The organism is Trichocoleus sp. FACHB-262 (genome assembly GCF_014696035.1).
Lineage (GTDB): Bacteria > Cyanobacteriota > Cyanobacteriia > FACHB-46 > FACHB-46 > Trichocoleus.
The window spans coordinates 36,516-60,736 of sequence record NZ_JACJPK010000064.1; the positions used below are offsets into that span (position 1 = coordinate 36,516).

The window sequence follows — 24,221 nt, forward strand, 5'->3', positions numbered from 1 at the left end:
CGCTCAACAGCTTATTCTGCTGGAGGCGCAGGAGTAGACGAAGTGCCAGGGTCAGGGCTTGCTGACGAGTTGGAACTTGGACTGGCATTGTCTACCGGAGGAGGGGATTCAGGGCTAGAGCTAGCCTCTTCTGGAGCAGGCTCAGGGCTAGGAGTCGCATTCTCCGCCGAGGGAGAGGCAGATGGAGCTGGAGTAGGAGCTTCGGGTGCTGCTTTCCACTCCGACAGTGGACGACTCACAGCATTGTTAAAGTCTGGAGACACCAACAAAACCGATAACTCTGGCGTTCCTGAAGTCGCCGGATCAGCTTGAGCGTACCAAAAGCTCTGATTAAAGTCAGGTTTACCCAAAACAAAACGGTGAGTTTTCTGATCATTCAGCTTCAGCTCAATCGTCGCCGTGGGTTGGTCTAAACCAAAATCTGCTTTCTGAGTGAGAGGCGCTTTAATCGTGCGATCGCTCCTTCCCGTTGCCAGCAAACTCAGCAAGAAAGCCACCGAAGCATCATTCGCCGGACCCTCCTCCGGAGCCTTCAACAACCACTGAGACTGAGGTTGCTTAGATTCAGATTGCTTCTCCGTTGGTTTTTCTGTAGCTTGTTCAGTCTGCTTCCCTGGAGATGGAGACGCACCAGACTTTGCTTCAGGAGTAGGAGCTTTGACAAACTCCAACCTTTGCCCCGATGTCGTTAGCGTCAAAGCTTGAACCTGAGACTCCTCAAAAGCAAAAATTCGCTGCCCCGACCCTTGCACTTGCTGCTCTTGGCCCTTGCCACCCCCACGAATCTCATAAAAATAGACAAAGCCCCCCAACCCGCAGGCCAGTAAGAGCAAAATCAAAGTTTTCGAATTCAGCTTCATACTTGTATTGACCGCTCACCTCGTAATGCCATCTTCGACCTTGGATTTTAGATTTTGGATCGCCGCAAGATCATTCCCCTCACCAGAGTTCCATAGTGCTCTGAATTCACTTTTGGAGGGTATCTGGGGGACACAACCGTCCCTCAGCGGGGGTTTGGGAGCGAGTGCCCCAAGGCTCGGATTCTAGCGGCGTCGCCACCACATCACCCCAGCAGTTCCAAAACCCAACAAAGGCAACACGGCCAGCGACAACCAACCCACCAAATTCGCCTGCTGCGCCGTCATCGTAATCCGGCGGTTCTTGTCCTCCTTCGGACGAATCGATAGAACCTGGTCATCCCGCTTGCTCAGCCAGCTTACCGAATTAAGAAAAACATCTCCATTTAACTGCTGACCAAACAAACCATCCGTAGCAAAACTAGAATTACCCACCACAACCAGACGAGATTCAGATGGCGTTTTATTAGCCTCAGTAGTTGGTGTAGGACTAGGGCTAGGACTGGGACTAGCAGAAGGAGAAACAGACGGGCTAGCAGATGGGCTAGGTGAGGGAGAAGCCTGAGCAGATCCCGTAGCCTGAGCCGCCTTGCTTAGCGCCACACCTAACACCAAAGGCCCTTGGCGATCGCGCTCCGGATTAAACTCCAAGTTTTGATTTTTCAGGTCACTTTCCGCCCAACTTTGAGGACTCGTGACCAACAAAGGCGTTTCCTGCACCCCAGAAACAGGAGTCGTTTGAATCGGTCTTGCGATCGGATAAATCGAATAGCGATTGCCAAAATCCTTAGTAATCGGGTGATCGCCATACTGATTAACCACTGAGGCGGTCGGGCCTAACTCAGCGATTTGCTGAGCCGAAGCATTGATCGCAATTCGGTTGCCTAGGGTCACACCCCAATTTTTGAGTAAGCCCTCTAGCTTTGGGTCTACATTGGGGTCAATCATTAGCAGCACACTGCCCCCCTGCTGCAAATAAGCGCTCAGCTCCCTAACTTCCTTGTCAAACAAAGCTTGCTTGGGGCCAGCTACTACAACTGCTGCTGCATCTTCAGGTACAGCAGGTTGCTCGACCAAGTTCAGCGGTTCACTGATGAAGTTTTTCTCTTGCAACAAAGCTTTGGCTTGGGCTAAACCCCTTTGACCCTCATCCAGGGAAGACTCTCCGTGACCTTGCAGAAAGTAGATTTTGGCTTGGCGATCGCTCGTAATCTGCTCAATCGCATTAGTCAGTCGGCCCTCTGACAACCGCTCACTCTTAAGGTTCTGGAGAAAACGGCGTTTTTGGCCTGCCTCAATATAGACATCGCCAATATCCTGAATGCCAAAAGATTGCGCCAAGCCTGGTTGAGCTTGCGGATCAACCATCTCAAAATTAAACTGCCTTGATTGGCGCTTGTATTGGTCTAACAAAGCTTGAGTCGGGCCAGAATTTGGATTAGGGCTATTGGGGTCCATAAACACCCAAACTTTCACAGGTTGGGGCAAGCGCCTCAAGATACCCTGTGACTGAGGAGCAAGGGTGTAAAGTTGATTTTCGGTCAGGTCAACTTGATTGGCATAGCGGACTCCCAGGAAATTAATCAAACCTAGGATGACGACAACGGCCAGCGTGGAGAGGAGCGCATTAGTGCTGGCTTGAGTCGAGCGTCGGCCCCAAAAGCCAGAACCGGGTTGGCTTTGGAGCAGCAGCCAGACCCCAATCAACACAATGCCAGCAACGGTCAGACCGACCGGAATGCTGCCCCAGTTGCCAGACACAGCTCCGGCGGATAAGCCTATAACTACCAGCACTGGCCCAGCCCAGAAGAGCCATTGCCAAGATTGCTTGAACGATTTCCAGGTGGTAGGAATTTGTTTCATCGACTTCTACTCAACCCTTAACAGGGATAGTACTTGCAAGTGGCTTTAGCCAGTGACCCACTCAGCGTGGACGCGGGTGCAATGGCTAGATTAAGAGCGCTGGAATCTGAGCGCTTCAATAGACTGGGCAGTCAAAAACAAGCCCAAAATAATGTAGCTCACGAACAAAATTAAGCCGCTGGTATTCACTACACCGCGAACCAGATCGCCGTAGTGCTTCAGCAGCGATAAGTGCCCGATGGCGTCACCCACAGGCCCCCCCACTACTATGGCGATCGCCTGGATCGACCAGAGAAGTAAAACGAGGGCAAACGTCAAAATTGCCGCCAAAATGCTGCTATCGGTCAATGAAGACAGAAACATGCCCAAAGATAAAACTGCTGCGGCCATTAGAATCAAGCCACCGTAGCCAGTTAACAATAGCGTGGGATTTAAGGGAGGATTCGCAGCACTTAAAGTAATCGTTTCGTAAACTAGCAAGGGCAACACTAAGGTGATGAAGAAAGTGAGAACTCCTAGCAGCTTGCCTAAGGAGACCACCCAGTTGGTTACGGGAGAGGTGGCTAGCAGTTCCAATGTGCCCCGCTTGCGTTCCTCGGCGTAAAGCCCCATTGAGAGAATGGGCAAAATAAACAAAGACAAAACTCCCATCAAGCCCAAAAAAGCTTGAATCAAGGCATAAGCTGCATCAAAGGGTTGCCCAATTTGGTCCGCAGCGGCGGCAGTTTGCAGGGTGTCTTGCAAGGCAATTACAAAGAAAAAACCTGATAAGAACCAAAACACACCCGCGATCGCATAAGCCAAGGGAGAGGCAAAGTACCCCTGCAACTCTTTGCGATAAATCGCCACAATATTGCTAAGAATCACCCGCATTACGCTTCCTCCTCCGATTCTGCTGACTCAGACACGACAGCAGTTGTTGCTCCAGGCGCGTCTTCAAGGACTGGTTCCACTTCCGCCCCAGCGCTCAACTCAGTCTCTGCACTCGACTCTAAAGCTTTTTCTTCGGTCATCGTCAATTGCAAGAACACATCCTCTAAGCTGGCCTTAGTCCGGCGCATTTCGTAGAGACCTAAACCTCCCCCCACGACAGCAGCGGCAATATCCCGACCTGGATCGCTATCGGCTTCAGCTACTACTCGCACCCGACAGCGCTGAGGCGTGAATGCCTGGTCTGCTACTTCTTCGATTTGCATCGGCTCTACCAAACGCACACCGGGAATGGGTTGCACTAGTTGTTGCACAGTGTTGACATCGCCGTCCACGTCTAGCTCATACCCCGACCCCGCATTGAGTTGCGCCATCAGATTTTCAGGACTGTTCGTTGCTACTACTCGCCCGCGATTGATGATGGCGACTCGGTTACAGGTCATGCTGACCTCAGGCAAGATATGCGTGGAGAGAATTACTGTATGAGTCCCGGCTAAGTTCTTGATTAAGTTACGAACTTCAATAATTTGTCGCGGATCTAAACCTACCGTCGGTTCATCTAAGATAATCGCCGGGGGATCATGCACGATCGCCTGGGCAATGCCTACTCGTTGGCGAAAGCCTTTAGATAGCTTGCGAATTAAGGTTTTGCGTTTTTCAACCAAGCTGCAACGCTCTAGAGCTGATTGAACTTGTCGAGAGCGATCGCCCGCACTTACGCCTTTAATCCGAGCCACAAAGTAGAGAAACCCCTCCACCGTCATTTCTGGATAGAGCGGCGGCGTTTCGGGTAGATAACCAATGCGTTGCCTCACCGCCATCGAATCTTCGTGGACATCGTAGCCCGCGACTCGCGCACTGCCACTCGTTGCAGGTAAGTATCCAGTCAGAATCCGCATGGTGGTGGTTTTTCCAGCCCCGTTTGGTCCCAAAAACCCCAAGATTTCCCCTGGTTCTACCGCAAATGTCACATCTTGAATCGCAGGGGTTGAGCCATAAACCTTGCTCAACTGTTCAACTTCAATCATGCAAACTTCACTCCCAGGAGTTGTTCATTCCGACAGTTACCCTGATACGTGGCAACAATTTCCTAACTCAACTCAGCTTTAACTTACAGGCCACGCTTTCAACTCACCCCAAAAAGCAATGCGCCTTGCAGTCTGGCAGGATACCAAAATCTGGGATTAACTGCAATTCATCGCCACCTTACCTATAAGGGCTGCTTTGCTGGGACTCCGATCGCCCGGGGAAATTCACTAGGGGTGGGAGCCACTTTGCGTAAGTAGAGACAGTGCCGCATCCCTTGGCTAACGGGGGTGCTGCATTCTTCGATCGCGGCGATCGCGCCACCCAGCTGAGCCACCGCCGGACGCAATGCTTCGGTTTCCTCAGGAGTCCATTGACCACGATAGAGCACTGCTTGGCCTTCCAGCTTCAGCAGTGGTAAGGCGTACTCAGCACAAACTGAAGCTGGCCCCACTGCTCGAATCAGGGCTAGATCGTAAGCTTCCCGGTGCTCAGGCAACTGCCCGACCTGTTCGGCTCGGTCTACTAAAGTGGTGATATTTTCCAGCTCTAACGTGGTTGCCAGAGTTTGCAGAAAAGTAACCTTCTTCTGAGTCGAATCTAGCAGTGTTACCTGCCAGTCAGGACAGGCGATCGCTGCCGGAATACCAGGAAAACCACCACCTGTACCAATGTCGATTACGCGAAAGGATGAAGGATGTATGCCCTCGCCACTTCCGTAGGGTGAGATGAAGGAGGAAGAGGAGTCAAATTCATCCTTCATCCCTCCTCCTTCCTCCTTGAAGAATGGTGCTATGCCTCGCAACGAGTCCCACAAGTGCTTTTCCCAAAACTCACTTGGCTCGGTAATGCGGGTGAGGTTTAGCTGACGGTTGCCCTCTAGAATGAGTTCGTAAAGCCGCTGTAACTGCTGTTGCTGGTGCAAGGTGGGCTGCCAGTGGAGGGTTTTTTGCCAAACAGCGATCATTTCTGGCAGGTTCACGGTTTCAAGATCCAACATTAAAGTTAACTTTGGACAACAGATTGAGGTTGCTTCGCATTCATTTCTAACACTTGGGGATCGACAGACTGCAACTCGCCGTGGTTGAGAGTCCAACAGCGGTCAGCGATCGCTAGCAAGTCACCCGCATCGTGGGTCACGATCAACAAACTCCAGTGGTCTTTGAGGCGAGCCAATAAATTGACCAACTGCCGTCGCATAGACCAATCTAACCCTGCCGTTGGCTCATCTAATAGTAATAAATAGGGTTGGCGAATCAACTGTACCGCCAAGGCTAAGCGTCGCTGTTGTCCACCACTCAGGGAATGAGGCGATGTTTGTAGCGATAAGTGCCCCAACCCCACTTCTGTTAAAGCCTGATTTACCTTTTCTGTCCCTAGTTCTGGGTGGCCAAGGCGCAGCTCTTCTAGAATTGTGGCACCGCAAAAATGTCGCTCCGGGAACTGAAAGACAAGACCACCCAGTTGCTGGAGATGGGCTGGAGTCAGTTCCTGCTCTCGCCATAGGATGTCACCTGAAGTTTTTTCCGCCAACCCCGCTAGAATTTCCAGGAGGGTGCTTTTTCCTGAACCGCTGGGGCCGATGATCAAGCCCATTTGCTGAGGCGCTAGCTCCAAATTGATTGATTTGAGGATGGCGGTCGGGGTAGCAGTCGGATGATAGATCAGGTTTTTGAGATAGAGCATTAACGATGTTACCAGCGAGGAGCAAGGTTTCTAGAGAAGCGCAAAGCAGCCGATGAATGTCAGGATACAGCGATCGCCGTTGGCTAGAGCCTGCCCTGACGCTGAAATTGCCACCCAAGTTAATTCAAGTCAGTCGTGCCAGTCGCTAGTCTAACGAGAAGGAAAGTTGCAAACCTGAGGCGTGGGCTGTAGCGAGGTAGTCATAATTTTGTTTCAACGGTGACAAATTTAGCCTACCCATCGACCAGTCTAACTGGAACCCAAACCGAATGACTGCGTCAAATTTATGCAGCTAGCTGAACCCTTAATCGGTAGGCGATCGCACCTGAACCGAGTGCTTCTAGACCTTTGGCATCAACCGCGATGAGCGAATTTTCAACTCATCGAGCGCCATCCGAGGCTCTAGAGCATTTGCAAGCAGAACGAATTCGAGGAACGTTTTGAGAGGCTCTATTATGACGAACATGCCAATTGCTTCCAGTAGTGTTGGGACGAGTGCCCCACCCTGCTCATCTAGGATGCAACGCCAAAGCCGCCCCGTTTCCGCCTCCCGGCGGTTCGTTTCTGCCGTTGCAGGTACTGCGGCGATCGCCCTTAGCTTATGCGGCAGTCCTGCCTTTGCGGGCGACCCCTTCCGTACTGCTAACCAGCATGCCATTGGTAAGAATACCGAAGCAGCCTTCAAAGCGATTTTTGAGCGGGGTGATTACCAAGCTGCCAGAAAATACTTATCTCAAGCTGAATCCAGTGAGCCACTCAGCTATGCCATGAAAGCGTCACTGGCTTACCTGGACAAAGATTGGAATGCCTTGCGAACCAATGCCACTAAGACTCGCGAAACCGCTGAGCAGCTACGCAAAACTGACCCCCTACGCGGCAACTTGTACGTGGCAGTGGGCGAATTTATGGAAGGCGCTTATATCGTCTCCCGTGAAGGTACGGTGCGAGGGACTCCTCAAGCCCTGAACAAACTTCAACGAGTGTTTCAATCATTGAATGCGGCTGAAAAGCTCAGTCCTCAAGACCCAGAACTTAACTTAGTAAAAGGTTTTATGGATTTGATGCTGGCGGTTAATCTCCCCTTTGCCAATCCAGCCGATGCGGTAGAGCGATTGAACAAATATGCCCAGCCTCGTTACTTGGCTTATCGGGGGATTGCGATTGGCTACCGAGACCTGAACCAACCGACGAAAGCGCTAGAGTTTGTTGATCAAGCCTTGAAGGTGACCCCTAACAACCCAGATCTGTACTACCTCAAAGCCCAAGTTCTCGTTAAACAGGGTAAAAATCAGGAAAGCCTAGAATTTTTCCGCAAAGCCTTGGATAAAACCGCTCAATTGCCTCGCCAACTGCGAAACCAAATCGCGTATGAGCGCTGTAGAACCGAATTCCGCATTGATCAAAAAGAGCGCAATTGCAGTACTGAGCTAAAGAAATAGGTCGCGATCGCTCGATCAATTACTCGAAAATACTCCTGAGGGTGTCAAGTATGGCACCTTTTTTTATGGGTGGGTTTCTACAGAGTGGCTACCCTCACAACAGCAGGCTAAACTGGCTGCGGTATTCTGGAATTGCTTAGCTTGCAGATTCGCGATCGCTTAAGCCACGCCCCATTTATTCGGTTTTCAAACAAAATGCAAGTACAGTTTCGGGAGTTTGATCCCTTTAATGTCTGGATTTGGCTAGAGTTCAGCTTGAACCCCTCTGAACTAGAAAAACAGTACGTTGAAGAAATTATCAACTCCTGGTTTTTTCTAGGGAAGTTAGGCGGGTTTAACGCCGAAAATCTCCAGGTGCAAGATGTTGGCCTAGAAATCAGCTACATGAATTACAACCAGGATGCGGCTGAAGATAGCTTCATGGCCTTGATGCACAACATTGGGGAAGTAGAGTACGAAAGCAACTGGGCCCGTTGTTGGTTTGACTTAGGCACCAGTGACGCGATCGCCCTAGATGTTTTAATCAATTCCTTGCGGCAATTCAGCAAAGATTACGTAGAAATCACAACGCTGATTATTGGCGGAGAGAATGAAGACTGGCCGATCCCCGAAAGCCGCAAACGAGAGTACTCAGAATACGACGATAATTAATCAGCTAACCCATACGCCACTCTGTTACTTTTGCTAGTTAGGTTTGGCGTAGCTTTTGCATCCCATCTTCTAAGAACTATGTACGGAGTCAATCAAATTCGCGTTTTAGCGCTAGGGCTAATCCAAGACCGTCAGGCTGCTGCTGCTGGAAAAGGCGATCGCATCTTTGTCTCGGAAGGATACGACCCAGTAAAACAAAAAACTTTTTATCGAGCCTTGGGAGGTGGCGTAGACTTTGGCGAAACCAGCCTGATCGCTTTGCAGCGAGAATTTCAGGAAGAAATCCAAGCAGAGCTAGCTAACATTCGTTACTTGGGCTGTCTAGAGAACGTCTTTGTGTTTAATGGCCAGTCGGGTCATGAGCTAATCCAGCTCTACAAATGCGACTTCGCTGATCCCAAATTCTATGAACTGGATGAATTGATGTTTGCCGAAGGCGATCGCCAGAAGAAAGCCCTCTGGATTGAGAGCGATCGCTTCAAATCTGGAGAACTCACCCTGGTTCCAGAGCAGTTTTTTGATTACCTCTAAAGCTTTAAAAAATGAAGGGCACCCACAAGAGGTGCCCCTACTTAAGTTATGGCTACGCCTAACATACAAAACTAGAACGCTAATACATTACCGAAACATACTGCTGAGTGAGCTGTCTTCGTGAATTCTCCAGATGGCCTCACCCAAGATATTCGCCACCGAGAGTACCGTCAGTTGCTCAAAGCGACTTGTGTCAGGCACTGGAATGGTATTGGTGACAATGATTTCCTCAAACAAGCCACTGGATAGCCGCTCGATCGCCGGGGGTGAGAAAACAGCATGGGTCGCGCAAGCATAAACCTGACGAGCCCCTTCCTTACGTAGGAGACGAGCTCCCTCACAGATCGTGCCCGCAGTATCGATCATGTCATCCACCAAGATGGCAGTCTTGCCAGCAACGTCCCCAACCACATTGAGCACTTCTGCCACATTATGAGCTTGACGACGCTTATCAATAATGGCAAGTGGAGCATCATTGAGCTTTTTGGCAAAGGCTCGGGCCCGCGCGACTCCACCCACATCTGGAGAAACGACAACAATATCCGATAAATTCTTACTGGCTAAATAGTCAAACACAACTGGTGAACCATAGACATGGTCACAGGGAATGTCAAAATAGCCTTGGATTTGGGCTGAGTGCAAATCCATTGCTAGAATTCGATTTGCGCCAGCCTGAGTAATTAAGTTAGCCACAAGCTTGGCTGTAATAGACTCTCGCCCCGCAGTTTTACGGTCTGCTCTAGCGTATCCATAGTAAGGAATCACAGCGGTAATTTGCCGAGCCGAAGCTCGTCGGCAAGCGTCCACCATGATCAGTAATTCCATCAGGTTATCGTTAACCGGCTGGCACGTCGGCTGAATTAGATAAACATCACACCCTCGGATCGATTCCTGAATTTGGATATAAAGTTCTCCATCGGCAAACCGTTTACGGACCATAGGTCCTAGGTCCATGCCCAAGTACCGAGCAACTTCTTGAGAGAGCGGTACATTGGCAGAGCCGGAAAACAACCGCAGACGACTATTGTCAGAAATAGTCGGCAGAGTTGGGTGAAGAGTCAAAGTTGCAGAACGGATCACAACAGGCCCCCGAAGCGCATTCATCGCAATATTATCATTCTGATCCAGAATCATCCTCCAAAAATTCCCTGAATTAGGTGTAGCTATGGAGAGTAATTTTTGTGGAAACTGACTAGGAATTGTCGCACAAGAGTGGAGAGGCAAACTAGCGATTTTTGGCTGAACAATCCGCAGATTAATGAGAATTTCAGAGAAACTTGCAGATCGGTGGAAGGCAATGGCTGTGTTCACTTTCCTGCCAAACAGTCAGTAAGCAAGCTAAAATTGATCACCTAGCTGGTTTAGGCAAAATTCCTCATTCATACTTATGAGAAAAATTCTGCCTAGTTTATTGGGGAAATAGAGGCAAACAGCTCCACTTTAAGTAGGGCGAAAAATTTCTTCTGAGGATGGCCTTATGAGCTTGAAAGATCGCATTGGTGAAGATATAAAAGCGGCAATGAAATCTAAGGAGAAACTTCGCTTAGAGACGATCCGCAGTATTAAAAAGGCGTTGTTAGAAAAAGAAGTCAGCCTCAGACCCAGTGGGCAGACAGATTTGACAGAAGCCCAGGAAATGGAATTACTGCTGCAACAAGCCAAGCAACGCCGTGATTCTATCGAACAATATCAGCAAGCAGGACGGACAGACTTAGCGGATCAAGAAGCGCAAGAGCTGGCGATTCTAGAAGCGTACTTGCCGACACAACTCTCAGATGACGAGTTAAGCAAGATCATTGATGAAATTATCACAGAGGTGGGAGCAACTTCACTGAAAGACCTAGGCAAAGTTATGGGAGCTGCCATACAACGAGTCAAAGGTCAGGCAGATGGTAAGAAGATTCAAGCTCTAGTCAAAGCCAAGTTGAGCGAATAAGCTGTTGTGGGAGCACAGCTAGCTTGAGTGTCCCTAAAGTTGCTAGCTAAACCTACTCAGCTGTAGCCTCTTTGTCACAACATAGTTACGGGCGCAATTATAGCTATGGGCCACCCTCAGCTAATTTTTGGTGGCTCTACCTCTGGTGAGCTGAGTCCGTGATGTCCCTGTTGCAATCAATTCAAAGCAAACTAACCTGCTATGCAACCGCCAATTCCTGCCGGGACTATTCTGCAAAACCGCTACCGCTTAGTTAGTATTTTGGGCCAAGGTGGATTTGGCCGAACTTATTTAGCGGAGGATCAAGGGCGTTTTAATGAGCGCTGCGCCTTAAAGGAATTTATTCCGGCTCAGTCGAGTCCTTACGCTTTGGAGAAGTCCAAGGAATTGTTTCAGCGAGAAGCGGCGATTCTGTATCAAATTCAGCACCCGCAAGTACCTCAATTTCGAGCCACATTTGAACAAGATCAGCGCCTCTTTTTAGTTCAGGACTATGTTGAGGGCAAAACCTATGGCACGTTGGTTCAGGAGCGGACGGCGCAGGGTTATCCCTTCTCGGAGTCAGAGGTGATCCAACTGCTACGGCAAATATTGCCTGTGCTGGCTCACATTCATAGTAAGGGCATTATTCACCGAGATATTGCGCCTGATAATTTGATTTTGCGAGAAAGTGACCACCTGCCAGTTTTGATTGATTTTGGTGTGGTGAAAGACTTGGCGACCCGGATTCAATCTCCGGAGACGGTGCCGCAACCTACCACAGTCGGTAAGTTTGGTTACGCACCCAGCGAACAGATGCAGACGGGCCGCGCTTACCCCAGCAGCGATCTTTATTCTTTGGCGGTACTGGCTATAGTTTTGCTGACGGGTAAGGAGCCACAAGAACTCTATAACGAAAGTACTCTGACTTGGCACTGGCAAGATTTGGCTAAGGTTAGCCCCGGATTGGCTCAGATCTTGAACCAAATGTTGAGTTATAAACCGGGCGATCGCTATCAATCTGTGGCTGAGGTGGTTCAAGCGCTACAAGCTCTGACTCAACCCACGGTTGTCTCTCCACCAGCTCCTCCGCCTGCCTATCCGGGGCAACCCCAATCCCCCCCGCCGCCTCCCATCCAGGCTCAAGTACCATCACCTCCGCCTCCTCCTACTCAGACACCTCCTCAAACGCCTCCTCAAACGCCTTCGCCCCCGGCTAATCCCAACTTGTCTCAGGTGGCCACTGTTGCCGTAGGTCGCCGACCAGACCCTGTAAATCCCAATCCCAATAGTGATCCCAACCGAACCAATCCTGTAATTCCCGCTCCTTCGAGTGGTCCGTCTTGGGAAAATCCTTGGGCGATCGCAGCAGTAGGAACAGCTTTAGCTTTAGCTGCTGGGCTAGGTTCTTGGGCTTTGGTCACTTCTTTACTACGCTCTCCGAGAGATTCTGTTTCTCCAACGCCTTCCGTTACTATCACCTCTAGCTCTACTCCTAGTCCTAGTCCCACCCCTAGTCCTACCCCTAGTCCGACGCCAACACCCAGCCCTAGTCCAGTTCAATTTAGCCAACGGCTGAATGTTACTCCTGGCGAACAAAATACAGTTGAAGGCGGGTTGAAAGCTAACGAGACCATTAGTTACATCGTGCCAGGGCAGCAGGACCAAACCCTAAGTGCTTATTTGGGTGGTGAAGGAATTTTAATGACGGTGCTCGCTCCGGACCAAAACCCTGTCAACAATCGCGCTAAGCGTGTCTCCGCTTGGGAAGGAGCTTTGCCTTATACCGGAGACTACTATATTCAACTCAGTCCGGTGCGAGGGATCGCTCAGGCAGATTATAAATTGGAGTTGAACTTAGAGAGCCCTGTTGAGCCAACTCCAACTCCGAGTCCGACGCCTAGCCCGACGCCTACTCCTAGCCCTACACCGGGTGCGGTTGATGTCGAGCGAGTCAGTTTTCCCGCAGGTGCAACAGAGACCCAAGTATCTGGTCAGACTAACCCCACGACAATCAAGCGTTATTTAGTCACCGCTCAAGCAGGACAAGTACTCAACGTAGAAATCACGGATGGCGCTGCTACACTAGACATCCGCTATCCAGATGGTCGGTTGGTAGAGGATGCTTCTGGAGTTGTTTCGTGGCAATCGCAGTTGCCAACGGATGGAGATTACCAAATTGATGTGATTGCAGCTCGCGATACTAACTTCACGCTAAATATTAGCGCCCAGAGTCCGGAACCCTCTCCATAGCTATGGTCACCTATGGTCCCAATGATGAGATTCACAGCTCAACCTAACTGATGTGAGGAAGAACGATAAAGTATAGTTTGAGACTGTCTTGACTTCGTAATCTAACAGATACCATTCCACTCCCCTTGAACGCACTACTCATTGCTGGAACTGATACAGACGCGGGTAAAACTGTCTTGACGACTGCTCTTGCTGCTTACTGGCAGACTTACTGCTCTGCCCGCAGTTTAGGGATTATGAAACCGATCCAGTCGGGTCTGGGCGATCGCGAGCTCTATCTGCGCCTCTTCAACTTGAATCAGTCCATAGACGAAATTACCCCGCTTTACTTCCAAGCTCCTTTAGCGCCACCGCTGGCAGCCGATCGCGAAGGGCGCAAAATCGAGCTAGAACTGGCTTGGAAAGGTTTGGAAGCGCTCCGACAACGGCGAGATTGGGTGTTAGTAGAATCGCTTGGTGGTTTGGGTTCCCCGGTTACTCACGAAACCACGGTGGCAGATTTGGCTTGGGATTGGCGGTTGCCGACTGTGTTGGTGGTGCCTGTGCGCTTAGGGGCGATCGCTCAAGCAGTCGCTAATGTTGCTTTAGCGCGTCAAGCGCGGGTGCACCTCAAAGGCATTGTGCTGAACTGTACCCAACCTCGCACCGAGCAGGAGATCGAGGATTGGGCACCCAGAGATTTGATTCAGTCTTTAACGAATGTGCCAGTGTTAGGCGTGATCCCCCATTTAACAGATGCCACCGATTTAGCGAAGTTAACGGAAGTTGCCGCTAATTTGGAGTTGGAGCGACTGATGCCAATTGCTATCTCGCCACAAGATTTTCTATCGGTCGGCGATCGCGCTTCATCTTAACTAAGCTCACTAAGAACTGTTACAAGCTGGATTGCTCCTCAGGAAGTGACCAATCGGCGCTAAATTAGTGGAATAAGCGTTTAGCAAGTGACCTAGCCAAGCGGTTATCTGAGCCACTGGCCCCCATTCGCAGAGGCGACTATGCCAAGATTCCAACGAAACGACAACTTCATCGATAAAAGCTTCACAGTCATGGCAGACATGATTCTCAAAGTTCTGCCAGCCACCAAGAAAGAAAAAGAAGCGTTTGCCTATTACCGAGATGGCATGTCTGCTCAGGCTGATGGAGAGTATGCGGAAGCTCTCGACAACTATTTCGAAGCCTTGAAGCTGGAAGACGATCCCTACGATCGCAGTTACGTTCTTTACAACATTGGCTTAATTCGCACCAACAATGGTGAACACGAAGAAGCCCTAAAGAACTATCTAGAAGCGATCGAGCTGAACCCTCGCTTACCTCAGGCCCTCAACAACGTAGCAGTAATTTACCACTACCGAGGCGAACAGGAAAAAGAAGCGGGCAACGATGAGGCAGCCGAAGCCTTGTTTGATCAAGCAGCTCAATATTGGAAAACTGCCATTCGGATGGCTCCTAACAACTATATTGAGGCGCAGAACTGGCTCAAAACCACAGGCCGTTCGCAGATGGATGTGTATTTTTAGTCGGTTGCTCCTTCTATACCACTTGACCTACAGCAGCTAATCTTTTTTCATGGTTAGCTGTGTTTTTTTTGACCTTTACTTCTGAGCCACTTACCTATGCTGGATCGCGATCAAGTTCATAAAGTTGCTCATCTCGCTCGTTTAGAATTGGCGGTCGAAGAGGAAGAGAAATTTGCGACACAACTAAGCAGCATTTTGGACTACTTTGAGCAGCTCAGTGAGTTGGACACAAGCAATGTAGAACCAACCACACGGGCGATTGATTTGACTAATGTGACGCGAGTAGACCAGTTGCAGCCATATGGCGATCGCGAAACGATTCTAGAAGGTGCGCCTGAGCGAGATGCTGACTTTTTTAGAGTGCCTAAAATCATCAACGCTGATTAGTGAAAGCTGATTAGTGAAATCTAACCAAACAACTGGTGTCTCTCAATCAGATTTAGCAATCCTAAATGGTTTGTGAGAGGTGCACCTCTCACAAATTCCAACCGGATAAATTATTTAGGACACCTATAGAGTCCTAACAGCATGGAGAGGAGGGGCGTAAGTTGCCCTCCTCTCCATGCTGTTAGCCAAAAGGTTAAAAACAGGTTAGTAAGCTCTGACATCAAAGTTTGGCATATCTATAGATGGATGCCACGGAGTAGGATGTTAAGCTGTCTACCCTCCATAGGAGGATATTCACACTACCTATAAGGCGGATTTCTAAAAATTTGCCTTCTGATTTAATTGGCAAAGTCCTTTGTTGAGGTTAAGTCTTGTGAAGGCTAAATACGTTACCCTCTTTGGGACAGCCCTAGCCCTGGCTCTCACTAGCGGTGCTGCTGTTGCCCAATCGAGTGGCACAACTGCTCCCTCTGCGGCAGAAATCAAGCTTTCTCCAGAAGGCTTCAGAATTCTGTGCGAAGTTTTTCCCCTAAACTCTCGCTGTCCTGGTGGTACCCCTTTAGATTCGACCGCAGCCCCCACCAGCCCTTCTGAGGATACGGCTGAACCTGCGGATACAACTACAGACACAACCGAGACCGAAGAGCCCGATATGACTCGGCCTGCGGGTCCACCTAGCTCCCCCGGTAGCCCTGACAGCGGCACTGTACCTGAAGTAGACCCATCTAGCCCCGCTGATGACTCTGGGACTATGACTGACCCGGGCACAACAGACACAACCGAGACCGAAGAGCCCGATATGACTCGGCCTGCGGGTCCACCCAGCTCCCCCGGTAGCCCTGACAGCGGCACTGTACCTGAAGTAGACCCATCTAGCCCCGCCGATGACGCTGGGAGTACGACCGACCCCGGCATGAGTCCTGACGGTTCTATGTCTCCTGAATCAGCCCCCGGCTCAGATTCACCTGCACCTCAGACCCCCTGAGGCTCTCAGTCAGACAAAGCCCCCAGGGTTGCACTGTTTCAAGCTCATACCAAGACCTTAGAATCTTATCGATCCAGCTCTAAGTAATAAGGCTTTTCTTAGAGCTGGATTTTATGTTGCAAAGTTAAAGCACTCGTAGCACGCTAGAGACACTGCTGATTGATGACAAGCTGCGGATTTCTTCTAGGGCTTGGCGAAAGTTCCCTTCTGGGACATCGTGCGTAACGACGACGATTTCTGCTAAACCATCTTGATTGCCGATCTGAACAACGGATTCCAAGCTGACTTGATGGTTGCCGAAGCAGGTACCTAGTTTGCCAATGACGCCAGGGTAGTCCTTAGTGAGAAATCGGGCGTAGAAGCGAGTCACTAAGTCTGTCATCGGTGCGATCGCGCTGTAGTGCTGGTGAGAGCAAGCTAACAGAGGGTGTGCGGCTTGAGTAGGCTGAGTGGGAACTGGCACTAGATTAGCTTGCAGCACAGCGGCAATGTTGAGCATATCTGACACCACTGCACTAGCGGTTGGTCCTGCGCCTGCACCGCGACCGAAGAACATCACCTGCCCAATTGGCTCACCTTCCACCAAGATGGCGTTGTAGACATCGTTGACGCTGGCAAGAGGGTGAGACTTGGGAACTAGAGTTGGATGTACTCGGATTTGGAGCTGCTCCGGTGCGTTCTCAGTAGAGACTGTGTTGCGTTTGGCGATCGCTAGCAGCTTAATTACAAAACCGAGCCGCTCCGCGTAGGCAATATCAGCAGCACTGACCTGACGAATGCCTTCACAATAAACTTCTGCTAATTTAATTCGTCCGCCAAAGGCTAGTGAAGCTAGAATCGCAATTTTGTCGGCTGCATCTAGGCCATCTACATCAGCGGTGGGATCGGCTTCGGCATAACCCAATCGTTGAGCATCTGCTAGCACCTCAGCGAAGTCAGCGCCTTCGTTTTGCATCCGGGTCAGGATGTAGTTAGTGGTGCCATTGATAATTCCTATGACCGTATCAATACGATTGGCCCCGAGTGACTGCTTGAGGGGTTGAATTACTGGAATCCCCCCGCCTACCGCTGCTTCTAGCAGTACATATACTCCTGCTTCGTTGGCAGCGGTGAAAATCTCAGCGCCATACCGGGCGATCGCAGCTTTATTGGCTGTGACCACATGCTTACCATGAGCAATGGCTTGAAGAATCAGCGATCGCGCAGGCTCTAAACCCCCCATCACTTCAACCACAATATCGATGTTGGGGTCGGTCACAATGGATTCGAGATCCGTGGTTAGTAAGTCAGCAGGTAGGTCGATTTCACGGGGTTTGTCGAGCGATCGCACCCCAACTCGATGAATTTCTAACTCCTTTAACAAAGGGTGGCGCTGCGTCGCATCGAGCAAAATCTGTGCTGTACCCGTGCCTACTGTTCCTAGCCCTAGCAAACCGACTTTGAAGGTCACAACCGTTATCCCAAATTCCAATAAGTTCTGACAAACGAATAAGCCCTAGGGTTTGAATCTTCAGGAAGAAAAGTTGCTTCCCAATCGATCCAGACTCTAGGGCTAGTTTAACTGCTAGTGATGACACTCTGAGACTTCAGCTCAGTGGAGCCTTCAGCGGAGCGATCGCGGCTTAGTAGGTTTCTACGTGCCAGCGCTCGCTCTTCTTCATTTGCTTCTGGTAATCGCTCCAGGTCACGCCATCTTTGGCAGCCGCAGCAGATAGAGCTTCATCAATGCCACCTTCCATACCTTTGAGACCGCAAATGTAGGTGTGGGTGTTTTCTTGCTGGATCAGCTTCCACAGTTCATCTGCATGCTCGGCCACACGGTCTTGGATGTACATCCGACCGCCAGAGGCATTCTTTTGCTCTCGGCTGATGGCACAGGTGAGGCGGAAGTTTTCTGGATACTTTTGCTGAATTTCTTCCAACTCTTCTTTGTAGAGAATGTTGGGGCTGGTGGGAATGCCGAAGACCAACCAAGCAAAGCCCTTAAATTGGTAGCCAGGATTGGCTTGGCGCTCAGCGTCCTTAAACATGCGCCACAGGTAAGCGCGGAAAGGCGCAATCCCCGTGCCTGTTGCAAACATGATCACGTTGGCATTGGGATCGGTGGGCAAGAGCATTTCCTTACCAACTGGCCCCGTGATTTTAACTTCGTCGCCTTCCTTGAGGTTGCAGAGGTGGGTAGAGCAAACCCCATAAACGGTTTCGCCTGTTTCAGGGTGCTTGTACTCTAGCTGACGCACGCACAAAGAAACAGTTTTGTCATCGACATGATCGCCATGCCGAGTAGACGCGATCGAGTACAGACGGAGCTTTTCGGGTTTACCTTTCTTGTCAATTCCAGGTGGGATGATACCAATACTTTGGCCTTCCAGGTAGCGCAAATCACCGCCAGAAACATCAAAAATCAGGTGGCGAACGGTACCAATCCCGCCTTCGCCTACTAGTTCCTCGTTAGAAACACACTTACCTAAATAGGGGCTATTTGGGCGATAAATGTTAACGGGAACATTTTCTTCGAATAGAGCCTCATGCTTTGCACCTGCTGCTGGAGCAGAATCTGCTTGCATCTTAGCGGGTTGAGCCGCCGGAGCAGATTGCGCTGACTGCGAACTTTTACTAGCAGCCGCATTACCGTTGGTAAGGGTTTCACTATTGAGTGGCTCAATGCCAACAATCTTGCCGCCCATACGCAGAATGCGCTGCATCATGTCGTTCATGCGGTTATAGGGCACTGTGATAAAGGTGCTACCGCTGCGACGAATGGGGTAGTTCGTTTTATCCGTTTCCGAATTCTGACGCAGACCGACGACTTCATAGCGGAAGAGACGGCTACCGGAAGCCGTGTTACCAGCACCGCCCGCTGCACTTGAATTGAACATTGCTATAGATATCTCCGAACCCAACTTAACTTAACATTTTGCTACAAAGCGTCCTTGGCTCCCATTAATGTTAGCCCTACGCCTCAATCGCAAGTCTCAAAGGACTGAAAGATTAAATCTGCATCACGCAATTACATCACGCAGTTATAGAAGTCATGCCTACTTCTAGAGTATCGGAAGACCGAAATATCTCGGCCTCTTTCTCATGGCTACCCAAAGCATAAAAGGTTAGTCAGGAAAAGAATGTCAATGTCGAGCCAATTTCATTTCTTTAAAATGCGCAATTAACCTTAGCATAGATAGGAACCGAGCTAATTTTCAATTCAGGCTGAACTTGTAGAGGGGATCATGTTCTGGTAAGATGAACTGTTAAAGTAGTATTAAATACTTACTAGAAAAGCTTCCTCAGGATAAGCGGTAGCTCTTTTGCTGCACGTTTGTTTTGCATCTGCCTCTGTGCCAGCCTTCTAAGCCGCACTACCCACTTCGGGCGTGAATTCCGGGCTCTAGAGTGAATCTGCTCAAAACTCAGTTAGTGAACAGTCTATTCAACGATCGTTAGAGGGAATCTATGACCAGTAAGCCAGACCGCGTGGTTTTAATTGGCGTTGCCGGAGACTCCGGATGCGGTAAATCTACATTTTTGCGCCGATTGACAGATTTGTTTGGGGAAGATTTTGTTACCGTAATCTGCCTCGACGACTACCACAGTCTGGACCGGAAGCAACGTAAGGAGACCGGGATTACCGCCCTTGATCCCCGTGCTAACAACTTTGACTTGATGTACGAGCAGGTCAAAGCTCTGAAGAACGGCCAGTCTATTGATAAGCCTATCTACAACCACGAAACGGGCGAGCTCGATCCTCCAGAACGGATTGATCCTAATCACATCATCGTGATTGAAGGTTTGCATCCTCTGCATGATGAGCGGGTGCGATCGCTGCTTGACTTCAGCGTTTACCTCGACATCAGCGACGAAGTGAAGATCGCTTGGAAGATTCAGCGGGATATGGCTGAGCGTGGTCACACCTATGACGATGTCATGGCAGCCATCAATGCTCGTCGCCCTGACTTCGAAGCTTATATCGATCCGCAAAAAGGCCACGCTGATGTGGTGATTCAGGTACTACCCACTAACCTGATCAAAGGTGAAACGGAGCGCAAAGTTCTGCGCGTTCGTATGGTGCAGAAAGATGGGGTTGAAGGATTCGAGCCTGCTTATCTATTTGATGAAGGCTCTACCATCGACTGGACTCCTTGTGGTCGTAAGCTCACTTGCTCGTATCCCGGTATCAAGATGTTCTACGGTCCTGATACCTACTACGATCACAGCGTTTCCGTGCTGGAAGTGGATGGTCAGTTCGACGAGCTAGAGGAAGTAATCTACATTGAGAAGCACCTCAGCAAGACTTCGGCTAAGTATGAAGGTGAAGTGACTCATCTATTGCTGCAACACCGTGAGTATCCTGGTTCGAACAACGGTACTGGTTTATTCCAAGTACTGACGGGTCTGAAGATGCGGGCAACTTACGAGCGTTTGACGTCTAAAGAAGCGAAGACCAAAGTAGCAGCTAACGTCTAAAGCTTTTTGTTTCCATCACAGGCTGTATTACTGGGGCGCGAGGCTGAAGTCTCGCGCTTTTTCTATGGCGTTGATGGCAATATGGCGATCGCTAGCTGAGGTCAAATCTGGTCTGACTCCTGGCTCTCCAAAAACTTGGTTCCCCATTCGTGCATGGAGTTCAAGATTGGTTTGAGGGTTGCACCTAGGGGAGTCAGGGAGTATTCCACTTTGGGTGGGACTTGCAGGTAAACCTGGCGATGTACTAAACCGTCTTGTTCCATTTCTCGCAGTTGTTGCGTCAGCATTTTTTGGGTGATGCCATTCAACGCTCGGTGTAACTCTCCAAAGCGTTTCACCCCAGGAAATAATTCGCGAATAATCAAAACCTTCCAACGCCCGCCAATCACGCCTAGTGTCGTTTCTACAGCACAGGTGACGCGATCGCGGCTCTCAACTTGAGACTCCATAGTATCTTTTGAGGTAGTATCTAGGCTTCTAGTCTATACCTTACATTTAGCCCCTAGCATCGCCTCAAGTTAATTTTGCTTGGTGGAGTGGTCTGCGCCTGCCCAACATAAACCTGCAAATCTGATTTGGTGCAGCACTAGTTTTTCTAGAGATCGTTAGCGAGTGAATTGCTGAGCCACCGTACTGGGAAGATAGGCGATCGGATTAACAGCGCTTTGTCCTTGGGGGCGAATTTCGAAGTGGCAATGAGGGCCAGTACTATTACCTGTACTGCCTAGCTCAGCGATGATTTGGCCTTGCCGCACCTGCTGGCCTTGCTGCACCAAAAGTCTCTGATTATGAGCATAAAAGGTGACGCTGCCATTCAAATGTTGAATTTTGACTAAGTTGCCGTAGCCACCCTGGTTCCAGCCAGCACTGATCACAATTCCATCTGCTGCTGCTTGAATCGGTGCACCAACAGGGCCAGCAATATCGATGCCATTGTGCATGCGACCCCAACGGGGACCAAATCTAGAGGTGACAACGCCTTTGACGGGCCAAATATAACCTGCTTGAAGGGAGGAATCTGCGGGCCAAGCAAAATTGGGCTTCGAACTGGATGGTCTGGAGGCCGCGACGGGATAACTTGGCACTGGTACTTGAATCAGTTTGATGGAGCCAGTGGCTGAATTGGTAGTAACTTGAATCCGGTAATTTTGGGGAGTCGCGATCGCTGGATCTAGCAATCCGGCTGCTAAGCTACCTATTGTTAATGATGCGGTTAGTAGCAATTGCAGGGGACGGTAGTTTGAGGATGGGATCGTCATGCGTGGTTCGTTCAATTCGATAAAGGACTGAGCGAGGGCACCCTATTCACACCAAAAACGCGATTGCTCGTAGCAATAAAGCTAGTAAATCGCATAGCCCTCACTTTGCCTGGAACGCAGGGAGAATTAACTGGCGTTCACACGGATCTCCACCCAGCCAGTTGCTTTAAAGTGCCTGGTGATTTGACGGAATTTACGGATGTAACTTACCTGCTACCCCCAGGTTCAATTTGTAAGTCTTCTTCTTGAGACTCAAAGATGATGTCTACACCGCGTATGTCTTGGAAGGTAAATTCGGCTCGGCGATCGCGGGCGTAATCTACGCGACTGGCACCAGTAGTTTTACGTTGGGTTTCGCCCAAAGAACGAATGGTCAACCGTTCTGGTGCAACGCCTCGACGGAGTAGATAGTTTCTGGCTGCTAAAGCTCGACGACGACCCAGATCTAAGTTGTAGGCATCGCTAGCCCGAGGGTCAGTGTGGCCTTCAATATCCACCACGATAAAAGGGTATTCTCGCAGCACCTCAGCGATTTGATTGAGTACCGCCGCGCTCTCTGGGCTAACAATATCTTTGTCGAGAGCAAAGTGGATGTTTCTGGGTACGCGCAACCGAATGGGAGGTGGAGTGGGTGTAGGTTCTACTGGAGGTGTGGGTGGCACCTGAGCCACGGGGGGAGTAGTGCAACGGGGCACTTCTGTAACTGGCGTAGGTGATGTGGGAGGAACCGCAGCACCTTGAGTGGTGCGGATAGTGGCGTTGGCGGCTGGCTCGGAGGTACCGTAACGACTATCTGTGGCGATCGCGCTAATTTGTTCGCCGAGCTGCACGTTGGTCAAGGTGGCGCTAAATCGACCTTTTTCGTTGGCCGTTGCGGTGGCGATCGCTTTGCTTAAGGGTGCATAACCCGGAAACAGATTAATGGCTTTGCTCCTAGCTCCTGACTCCTGGCTCCTGGCTTCAACTCGATAAATCTCGACTTGAGCACCTGGATCGGCTTTGCCATCCACATCTACTTGATCATTGAGCAGGACGAATTCGGAACTGAGCCACTGAGGAGCATTAATGGCTGAGTTGCCAGTATCCAAGCGGCGATTGCCCGAATTGCGAAGAGGATTGGGACCATCGCCACGCTGATAGTCTTGCACGCCTACATTTTGCTGAGTGTTTAGGTCAATGCTGAGTCCTTCCAAGGCGGCAAATTCGTTGTCTTGGATCAAGTTGCGATCGCTCTTGGGGTAAGAAGTGACTACGACTCCAGGCCCTGTTTGGTAGCTAATCTGGTTCTTGACCACCTGATGCTGATTGCCCATTAAATAGACTGCGGCTCGCCGCAACCGCCGTCCATTGAGCTTAATTTGGTTGGCTTGAATCTGGACCGATCCATCAGGCTTAAACAAGTAAATGCCACTGCCATCGTTGCCGCAAATCAAGTTAGCTGTGATTTGAGAGCGATCGATCACACCTTCCAAGCGAATCGCGTCGGGCATCCCTGCAATCCCGTTGCCCACAATGATGTTTTCTGTAACTTGGGTATTCTCCGCCCGCACCGCCGTAATAATGCCGCTGCCTTCATGGTTGGCAATCCGGTTGCGCCGAATCACGGTGCCGACTCCGTTAAACACGGACACACCAAACGCTGAGGGATTGGTAGGCATCTGTTCATCAATGGTTAGGCCTAACCAGTTGTTCTCAATCGTGACGTTCTGCGGTGGTTTGTCTTCAGTGCCAAATGGGAAGTTGGCGTTGGGCGGTTGCTGCTGGCTGGTGTCTGGCGGTGGTAAACGGTGTGCAATAAAAATATCAGCCGGAGGAGTGCTGGCGGGCACTTGACGACGGAAGTTGAATCCGTAAAGGCTGAGGCCGCGAATCGTCACATTGTCCGCAACGACAGTTAGCCCCCGAAAGACTTCCTGACCCTCCGCAGGAGTAATAGCGACTACTGGGATCGGAATGCTGATTTCAGCCGTAGCCGATTTTTCTGCATCGTATCCGGGTTGCGTGCTGCCATCGACGATTAAGCCAGGGCGATCGAGCGGTGGTAAGACGGAGGTGAGACGAATTGTTGTTTGCTCAGCAGGTAAACTGAACTCGATGCGGGGAGGAGCATCGGCACTTAGGGCTGTGACTTGAGCTTGTTCTTCGGTACTCAAGCGATCGCGCTCCAGGGTGCCATTCGTTAGGGCGATCGCTTCTCGCAGGGTTATGGCTGTATCTGGCTGGATCGGCCCATCTTGATTGCTGTTGACCACTACCCGTAAATGTGGCGCAGGTGAGGGATTATTCTCAGAGCTGGCAGCGGCTGTGACGCTGGGCGCGATCGCGATTTCTGTGAGGCCAACCCAGAGTCCTAGGAGAGCAGCCGATTTGAAGCGGTAGGATGCAGGCATGGTCAAGCTATGGAAGGTGACGATCAACGAAGTGATTCAGAGTTTACCCTGATTTTGCTGACCCAGAATCA

22 protein-coding genes are annotated in these 24,221 nt (G+C 50.3%); 10 read left to right on the forward strand and 12 right to left on the reverse strand.

Translation table 11 applies throughout. The features are described from left to right. Positions 1 to 11 precede the first annotated feature (11 nt). The 6 genes from H6F68_RS12060 to H6F68_RS12085 form a co-directional block, all read right to left on the reverse strand. Complete coding sequence (locus H6F68_RS12060; RefSeq protein WP_190559289.1) at positions 12 to 860, reverse strand: DUF4340 domain-containing protein; 849 nt, start codon at positions 858 to 860, stop codon at positions 12 to 14. Between the two features lie 183 nt (positions 861 to 1,043). Beyond that, a complete protein-coding gene (locus H6F68_RS12065) occupies positions 1,044 to 2,720 on the reverse strand; it encodes a Gldg family protein (RefSeq protein WP_190436089.1) in 1,677 nt (558 codons plus the stop codon). A gap of 90 nt (positions 2,721 to 2,810) precedes the next feature. Beyond that, entirely contained in the window at positions 2,811 to 3,593 is a 783-nt protein-coding gene (locus H6F68_RS12070) for an ABC transporter permease (RefSeq protein ID WP_190559291.1), read from the reverse strand. Beyond that, the gene (locus tag H6F68_RS12075; protein WP_190559293.1) at positions 3,593 to 4,678 is read right to left on the reverse strand and encodes an ABC transporter ATP-binding protein; all 1,086 of its coding nucleotides are present in this window, start codon (positions 4,676 to 4,678) and stop codon (positions 3,593 to 3,595) included. The genes H6F68_RS12070 and H6F68_RS12075 overlap by 1 nt, the downstream gene beginning before the upstream one ends. Positions 4,679 to 4,860: 182 nt before the next feature. Further along, the gene (gene rsmG / locus H6F68_RS12080; protein WP_190559295.1) at positions 4,861 to 5,676 is read right to left on the reverse strand and encodes a 16S rRNA (guanine(527)-N(7))-methyltransferase RsmG; all 816 of its coding nucleotides are present in this window, start codon (positions 5,674 to 5,676) and stop codon (positions 4,861 to 4,863) included. Between the two features lie 5 nt (positions 5,677 to 5,681). Further along, positions 5,682 to 6,362 carry an ABC transporter ATP-binding protein gene (locus tag H6F68_RS12085; protein ID WP_190436078.1) on the reverse strand — a complete coding sequence of 227 codons (681 nt, stop codon included), beginning with the start codon at positions 6,360 to 6,362 and terminating at the stop codon, positions 5,682 to 5,684. 455 nt (positions 6,363 to 6,817) lie between these two features. Here H6F68_RS12085 and H6F68_RS12090 point away from each other — a divergent pair, with 455 nt between their 5' ends. The 3 genes from H6F68_RS12090 to H6F68_RS12100 all read left to right on the forward strand — a co-directional run bounded on the left by H6F68_RS12090 (position 6,818) and on the right by H6F68_RS12100 (position 8,983). Continuing rightward, on the forward strand, positions 6,818 to 7,801 hold the full coding sequence (locus H6F68_RS12090; RefSeq protein ID WP_242065467.1) for a Sll0314/Alr1548 family TPR repeat-containing protein: 984 nt from the start codon (positions 6,818 to 6,820) through the stop codon (positions 7,799 to 7,801). 195 nt (positions 7,802 to 7,996) lie between these two features. Beyond that, positions 7,997 to 8,452: a DUF3531 family protein gene (locus H6F68_RS12095; protein WP_190436075.1), complete on the forward strand. Its 456-nt coding sequence runs from the start codon at positions 7,997 to 7,999 to the stop codon at positions 8,450 to 8,452. A 78-nt stretch (positions 8,453 to 8,530) separates the two neighbouring features. Beyond that, on the forward strand, positions 8,531 to 8,983 hold the full coding sequence (locus H6F68_RS12100) for an NUDIX hydrolase (protein ID WP_190549778.1): 453 nt from the start codon (positions 8,531 to 8,533) through the stop codon (positions 8,981 to 8,983). Positions 8,984 to 9,070: 87 nt separating this feature from the next. Here H6F68_RS12100 and H6F68_RS12105 read toward each other — a convergent pair whose 3' ends face one another. After that, the gene (locus H6F68_RS12105) at positions 9,071 to 10,087 is read right to left on the reverse strand and encodes a ribose-phosphate pyrophosphokinase (RefSeq protein WP_190436069.1); all 1,017 of its coding nucleotides are present in this window, start codon (positions 10,085 to 10,087) and stop codon (positions 9,071 to 9,073) included. A 373-nt stretch (positions 10,088 to 10,460) separates the two neighbouring features. Between H6F68_RS12105 and H6F68_RS12110 the strand changes: the two genes are divergently transcribed. From H6F68_RS12110 to H6F68_RS12135, 6 genes are all read left to right on the forward strand, one after another. Next, positions 10,461 to 10,919 (forward strand): GatB/YqeY domain-containing protein, encoded by a 459-nt coding sequence (locus tag H6F68_RS12110; RefSeq protein WP_190559297.1) that lies wholly within the window; start codon positions 10,461 to 10,463, stop codon positions 10,917 to 10,919. Positions 10,920 to 11,120: 201 nt separating this feature from the next. After that, the gene (locus H6F68_RS12115) at positions 11,121 to 13,151 is read left to right on the forward strand and encodes a serine/threonine-protein kinase (RefSeq protein WP_190559299.1); all 2,031 of its coding nucleotides are present in this window, start codon (positions 11,121 to 11,123) and stop codon (positions 13,149 to 13,151) included. A 125-nt stretch (positions 13,152 to 13,276) separates the two neighbouring features. Further along, positions 13,277 to 14,005, forward strand: a complete 729-nt coding sequence (gene bioD / locus H6F68_RS12120; RefSeq protein ID WP_190559301.1) for a dethiobiotin synthase — start codon at positions 13,277 to 13,279, stop codon at positions 14,003 to 14,005. 141 nt (positions 14,006 to 14,146) lie between these two features. Then, positions 14,147 to 14,668 (forward strand): photosystem I assembly protein Ycf3, encoded by a 522-nt coding sequence (locus tag H6F68_RS12125; RefSeq protein WP_190436057.1) that lies wholly within the window; start codon positions 14,147 to 14,149, stop codon positions 14,666 to 14,668. A 96-nt stretch (positions 14,669 to 14,764) separates the two neighbouring features. Further along, positions 14,765 to 15,055, forward strand: coding sequence for an Asp-tRNA(Asn)/Glu-tRNA(Gln) amidotransferase subunit GatC (gene gatC, locus H6F68_RS12130; protein ID WP_190559303.1), 291 nt, complete (start codon positions 14,765 to 14,767; stop codon positions 15,053 to 15,055). Between the two features lie 373 nt (positions 15,056 to 15,428). Further along, positions 15,429 to 16,040: a hypothetical protein gene (locus H6F68_RS12135; RefSeq protein ID WP_190559305.1), complete on the forward strand. Its 612-nt coding sequence runs from the start codon at positions 15,429 to 15,431 to the stop codon at positions 16,038 to 16,040. A gap of 124 nt (positions 16,041 to 16,164) precedes the next feature. Here the strand turns inward: H6F68_RS12135 and H6F68_RS12140 are convergent, their stop codons facing one another. Then, entirely contained in the window at positions 16,165 to 17,490 is a 1,326-nt protein-coding gene (locus H6F68_RS12140; protein ID WP_190559307.1) for a homoserine dehydrogenase, read from the reverse strand. Positions 17,491 to 17,662: 172 nt separating this feature from the next. After that, entirely contained in the window at positions 17,663 to 18,919 is a 1,257-nt protein-coding gene (gene petH, locus H6F68_RS12145; protein ID WP_190436040.1) for a ferredoxin--NADP reductase, read from the reverse strand. 571 nt (positions 18,920 to 19,490) lie between these two features. Between petH and H6F68_RS12150 the strand changes: the two genes are divergently transcribed. Then, a complete protein-coding gene (locus H6F68_RS12150) occupies positions 19,491 to 20,501 on the forward strand; it encodes a phosphoribulokinase (protein WP_190436037.1) in 1,011 nt (336 codons plus the stop codon). A gap of 101 nt (positions 20,502 to 20,602) precedes the next feature. Here the strand turns inward: H6F68_RS12150 and H6F68_RS12155 are convergent, their stop codons facing one another. The 3 genes from H6F68_RS12155 to H6F68_RS12165 all read right to left on the reverse strand — a co-directional run bounded on the left by H6F68_RS12155 (position 20,603) and on the right by H6F68_RS12165 (position 24,150). After that, positions 20,603 to 20,950: a helix-turn-helix domain-containing protein gene (locus H6F68_RS12155; protein WP_190559309.1), complete on the reverse strand. Its 348-nt coding sequence runs from the start codon at positions 20,948 to 20,950 to the stop codon at positions 20,603 to 20,605. A 156-nt stretch (positions 20,951 to 21,106) separates the two neighbouring features. Then, positions 21,107 to 21,760 carry a M23 family metallopeptidase gene (locus H6F68_RS12160; RefSeq protein ID WP_190559311.1) on the reverse strand — a complete coding sequence of 218 codons (654 nt, stop codon included), beginning with the start codon at positions 21,758 to 21,760 and terminating at the stop codon, positions 21,107 to 21,109. Between the two features lie 206 nt (positions 21,761 to 21,966). Continuing rightward, the gene (locus H6F68_RS12165; RefSeq protein WP_190559313.1) at positions 21,967 to 24,150 is read right to left on the reverse strand and encodes an OmpA family protein; all 2,184 of its coding nucleotides are present in this window, start codon (positions 24,148 to 24,150) and stop codon (positions 21,967 to 21,969) included. Between the last annotated feature and the right edge of the window lie 71 nt (positions 24,151 to 24,221).

Coding starts and splice junctions, on each gene's coding strand:
- H6F68_RS12060 (WP_190559289.1), bottom strand. CDS start 860: ATGAAGCTGAATTCGAAAACTTTGATTTTGCTCTTACTGGCCTGCGGG.
- H6F68_RS12065 (WP_190436089.1), bottom strand. CDS start 2,720: ATGAAACAAATTCCTACCACCTGGAAATCGTTCAAGCAATCTTGGCAA.
- H6F68_RS12070 (WP_190559291.1), bottom strand. CDS start 3,593: ATGCGGGTGATTCTTAGCAATATTGTGGCGATTTATCGCAAAGAGTTG.
- H6F68_RS12075 (WP_190559293.1), bottom strand. CDS start 4,678: ATGATTGAAGTTGAACAGTTGAGCAAGGTTTATGGCTCAACCCCTGCG.
- rsmG (WP_190559295.1), bottom strand. CDS start 5,676: ATGTTGGATCTTGAAACCGTGAACCTGCCAGAAATGATCGCTGTTTGG.
- H6F68_RS12085 (WP_190436078.1), bottom strand. CDS start 6,362: ATGCTCTATCTCAAAAACCTGATCTATCATCCGACTGCTACCCCGACC.
- H6F68_RS12090 (WP_242065467.1), top strand. CDS start 6,818: ATGACGAACATGCCAATTGCTTCCAGTAGTGTTGGGACGAGTGCCCCA.
- H6F68_RS12095 (WP_190436075.1), top strand. CDS start 7,997: ATGCAAGTACAGTTTCGGGAGTTTGATCCCTTTAATGTCTGGATTTGG.
- H6F68_RS12100 (WP_190549778.1), top strand. CDS start 8,531: ATGTACGGAGTCAATCAAATTCGCGTTTTAGCGCTAGGGCTAATCCAA.
- H6F68_RS12105 (WP_190436069.1), bottom strand. CDS start 10,087: ATGAATGCGCTTCGGGGGCCTGTTGTGATCCGTTCTGCAACTTTGACT.
- H6F68_RS12110 (WP_190559297.1), top strand. CDS start 10,461: ATGAGCTTGAAAGATCGCATTGGTGAAGATATAAAAGCGGCAATGAAA.
- H6F68_RS12115 (WP_190559299.1), top strand. CDS start 11,121: ATGCAACCGCCAATTCCTGCCGGGACTATTCTGCAAAACCGCTACCGC.
- H6F68_RS12125 (WP_190436057.1), top strand. CDS start 14,147: ATGCCAAGATTCCAACGAAACGACAACTTCATCGATAAAAGCTTCACA.
- gatC (WP_190559303.1), top strand. CDS start 14,765: ATGCTGGATCGCGATCAAGTTCATAAAGTTGCTCATCTCGCTCGTTTA.
- petH (WP_190436040.1), bottom strand. CDS start 18,919: ATGTTCAATTCAAGTGCAGCGGGCGGTGCTGGTAACACGGCTTCCGGT.
- H6F68_RS12150 (WP_190436037.1), top strand. CDS start 19,491: ATGACCAGTAAGCCAGACCGCGTGGTTTTAATTGGCGTTGCCGGAGAC.
- H6F68_RS12155 (WP_190559309.1), bottom strand. CDS start 20,950: ATGGAGTCTCAAGTTGAGAGCCGCGATCGCGTCACCTGTGCTGTAGAA.
- H6F68_RS12160 (WP_190559311.1), bottom strand. CDS start 21,760: ATGACGATCCCATCCTCAAACTACCGTCCCCTGCAATTGCTACTAACC.
- H6F68_RS12165 (WP_190559313.1), bottom strand. CDS start 24,150: ATGCCTGCATCCTACCGCTTCAAATCGGCTGCTCTCCTAGGACTCTGG.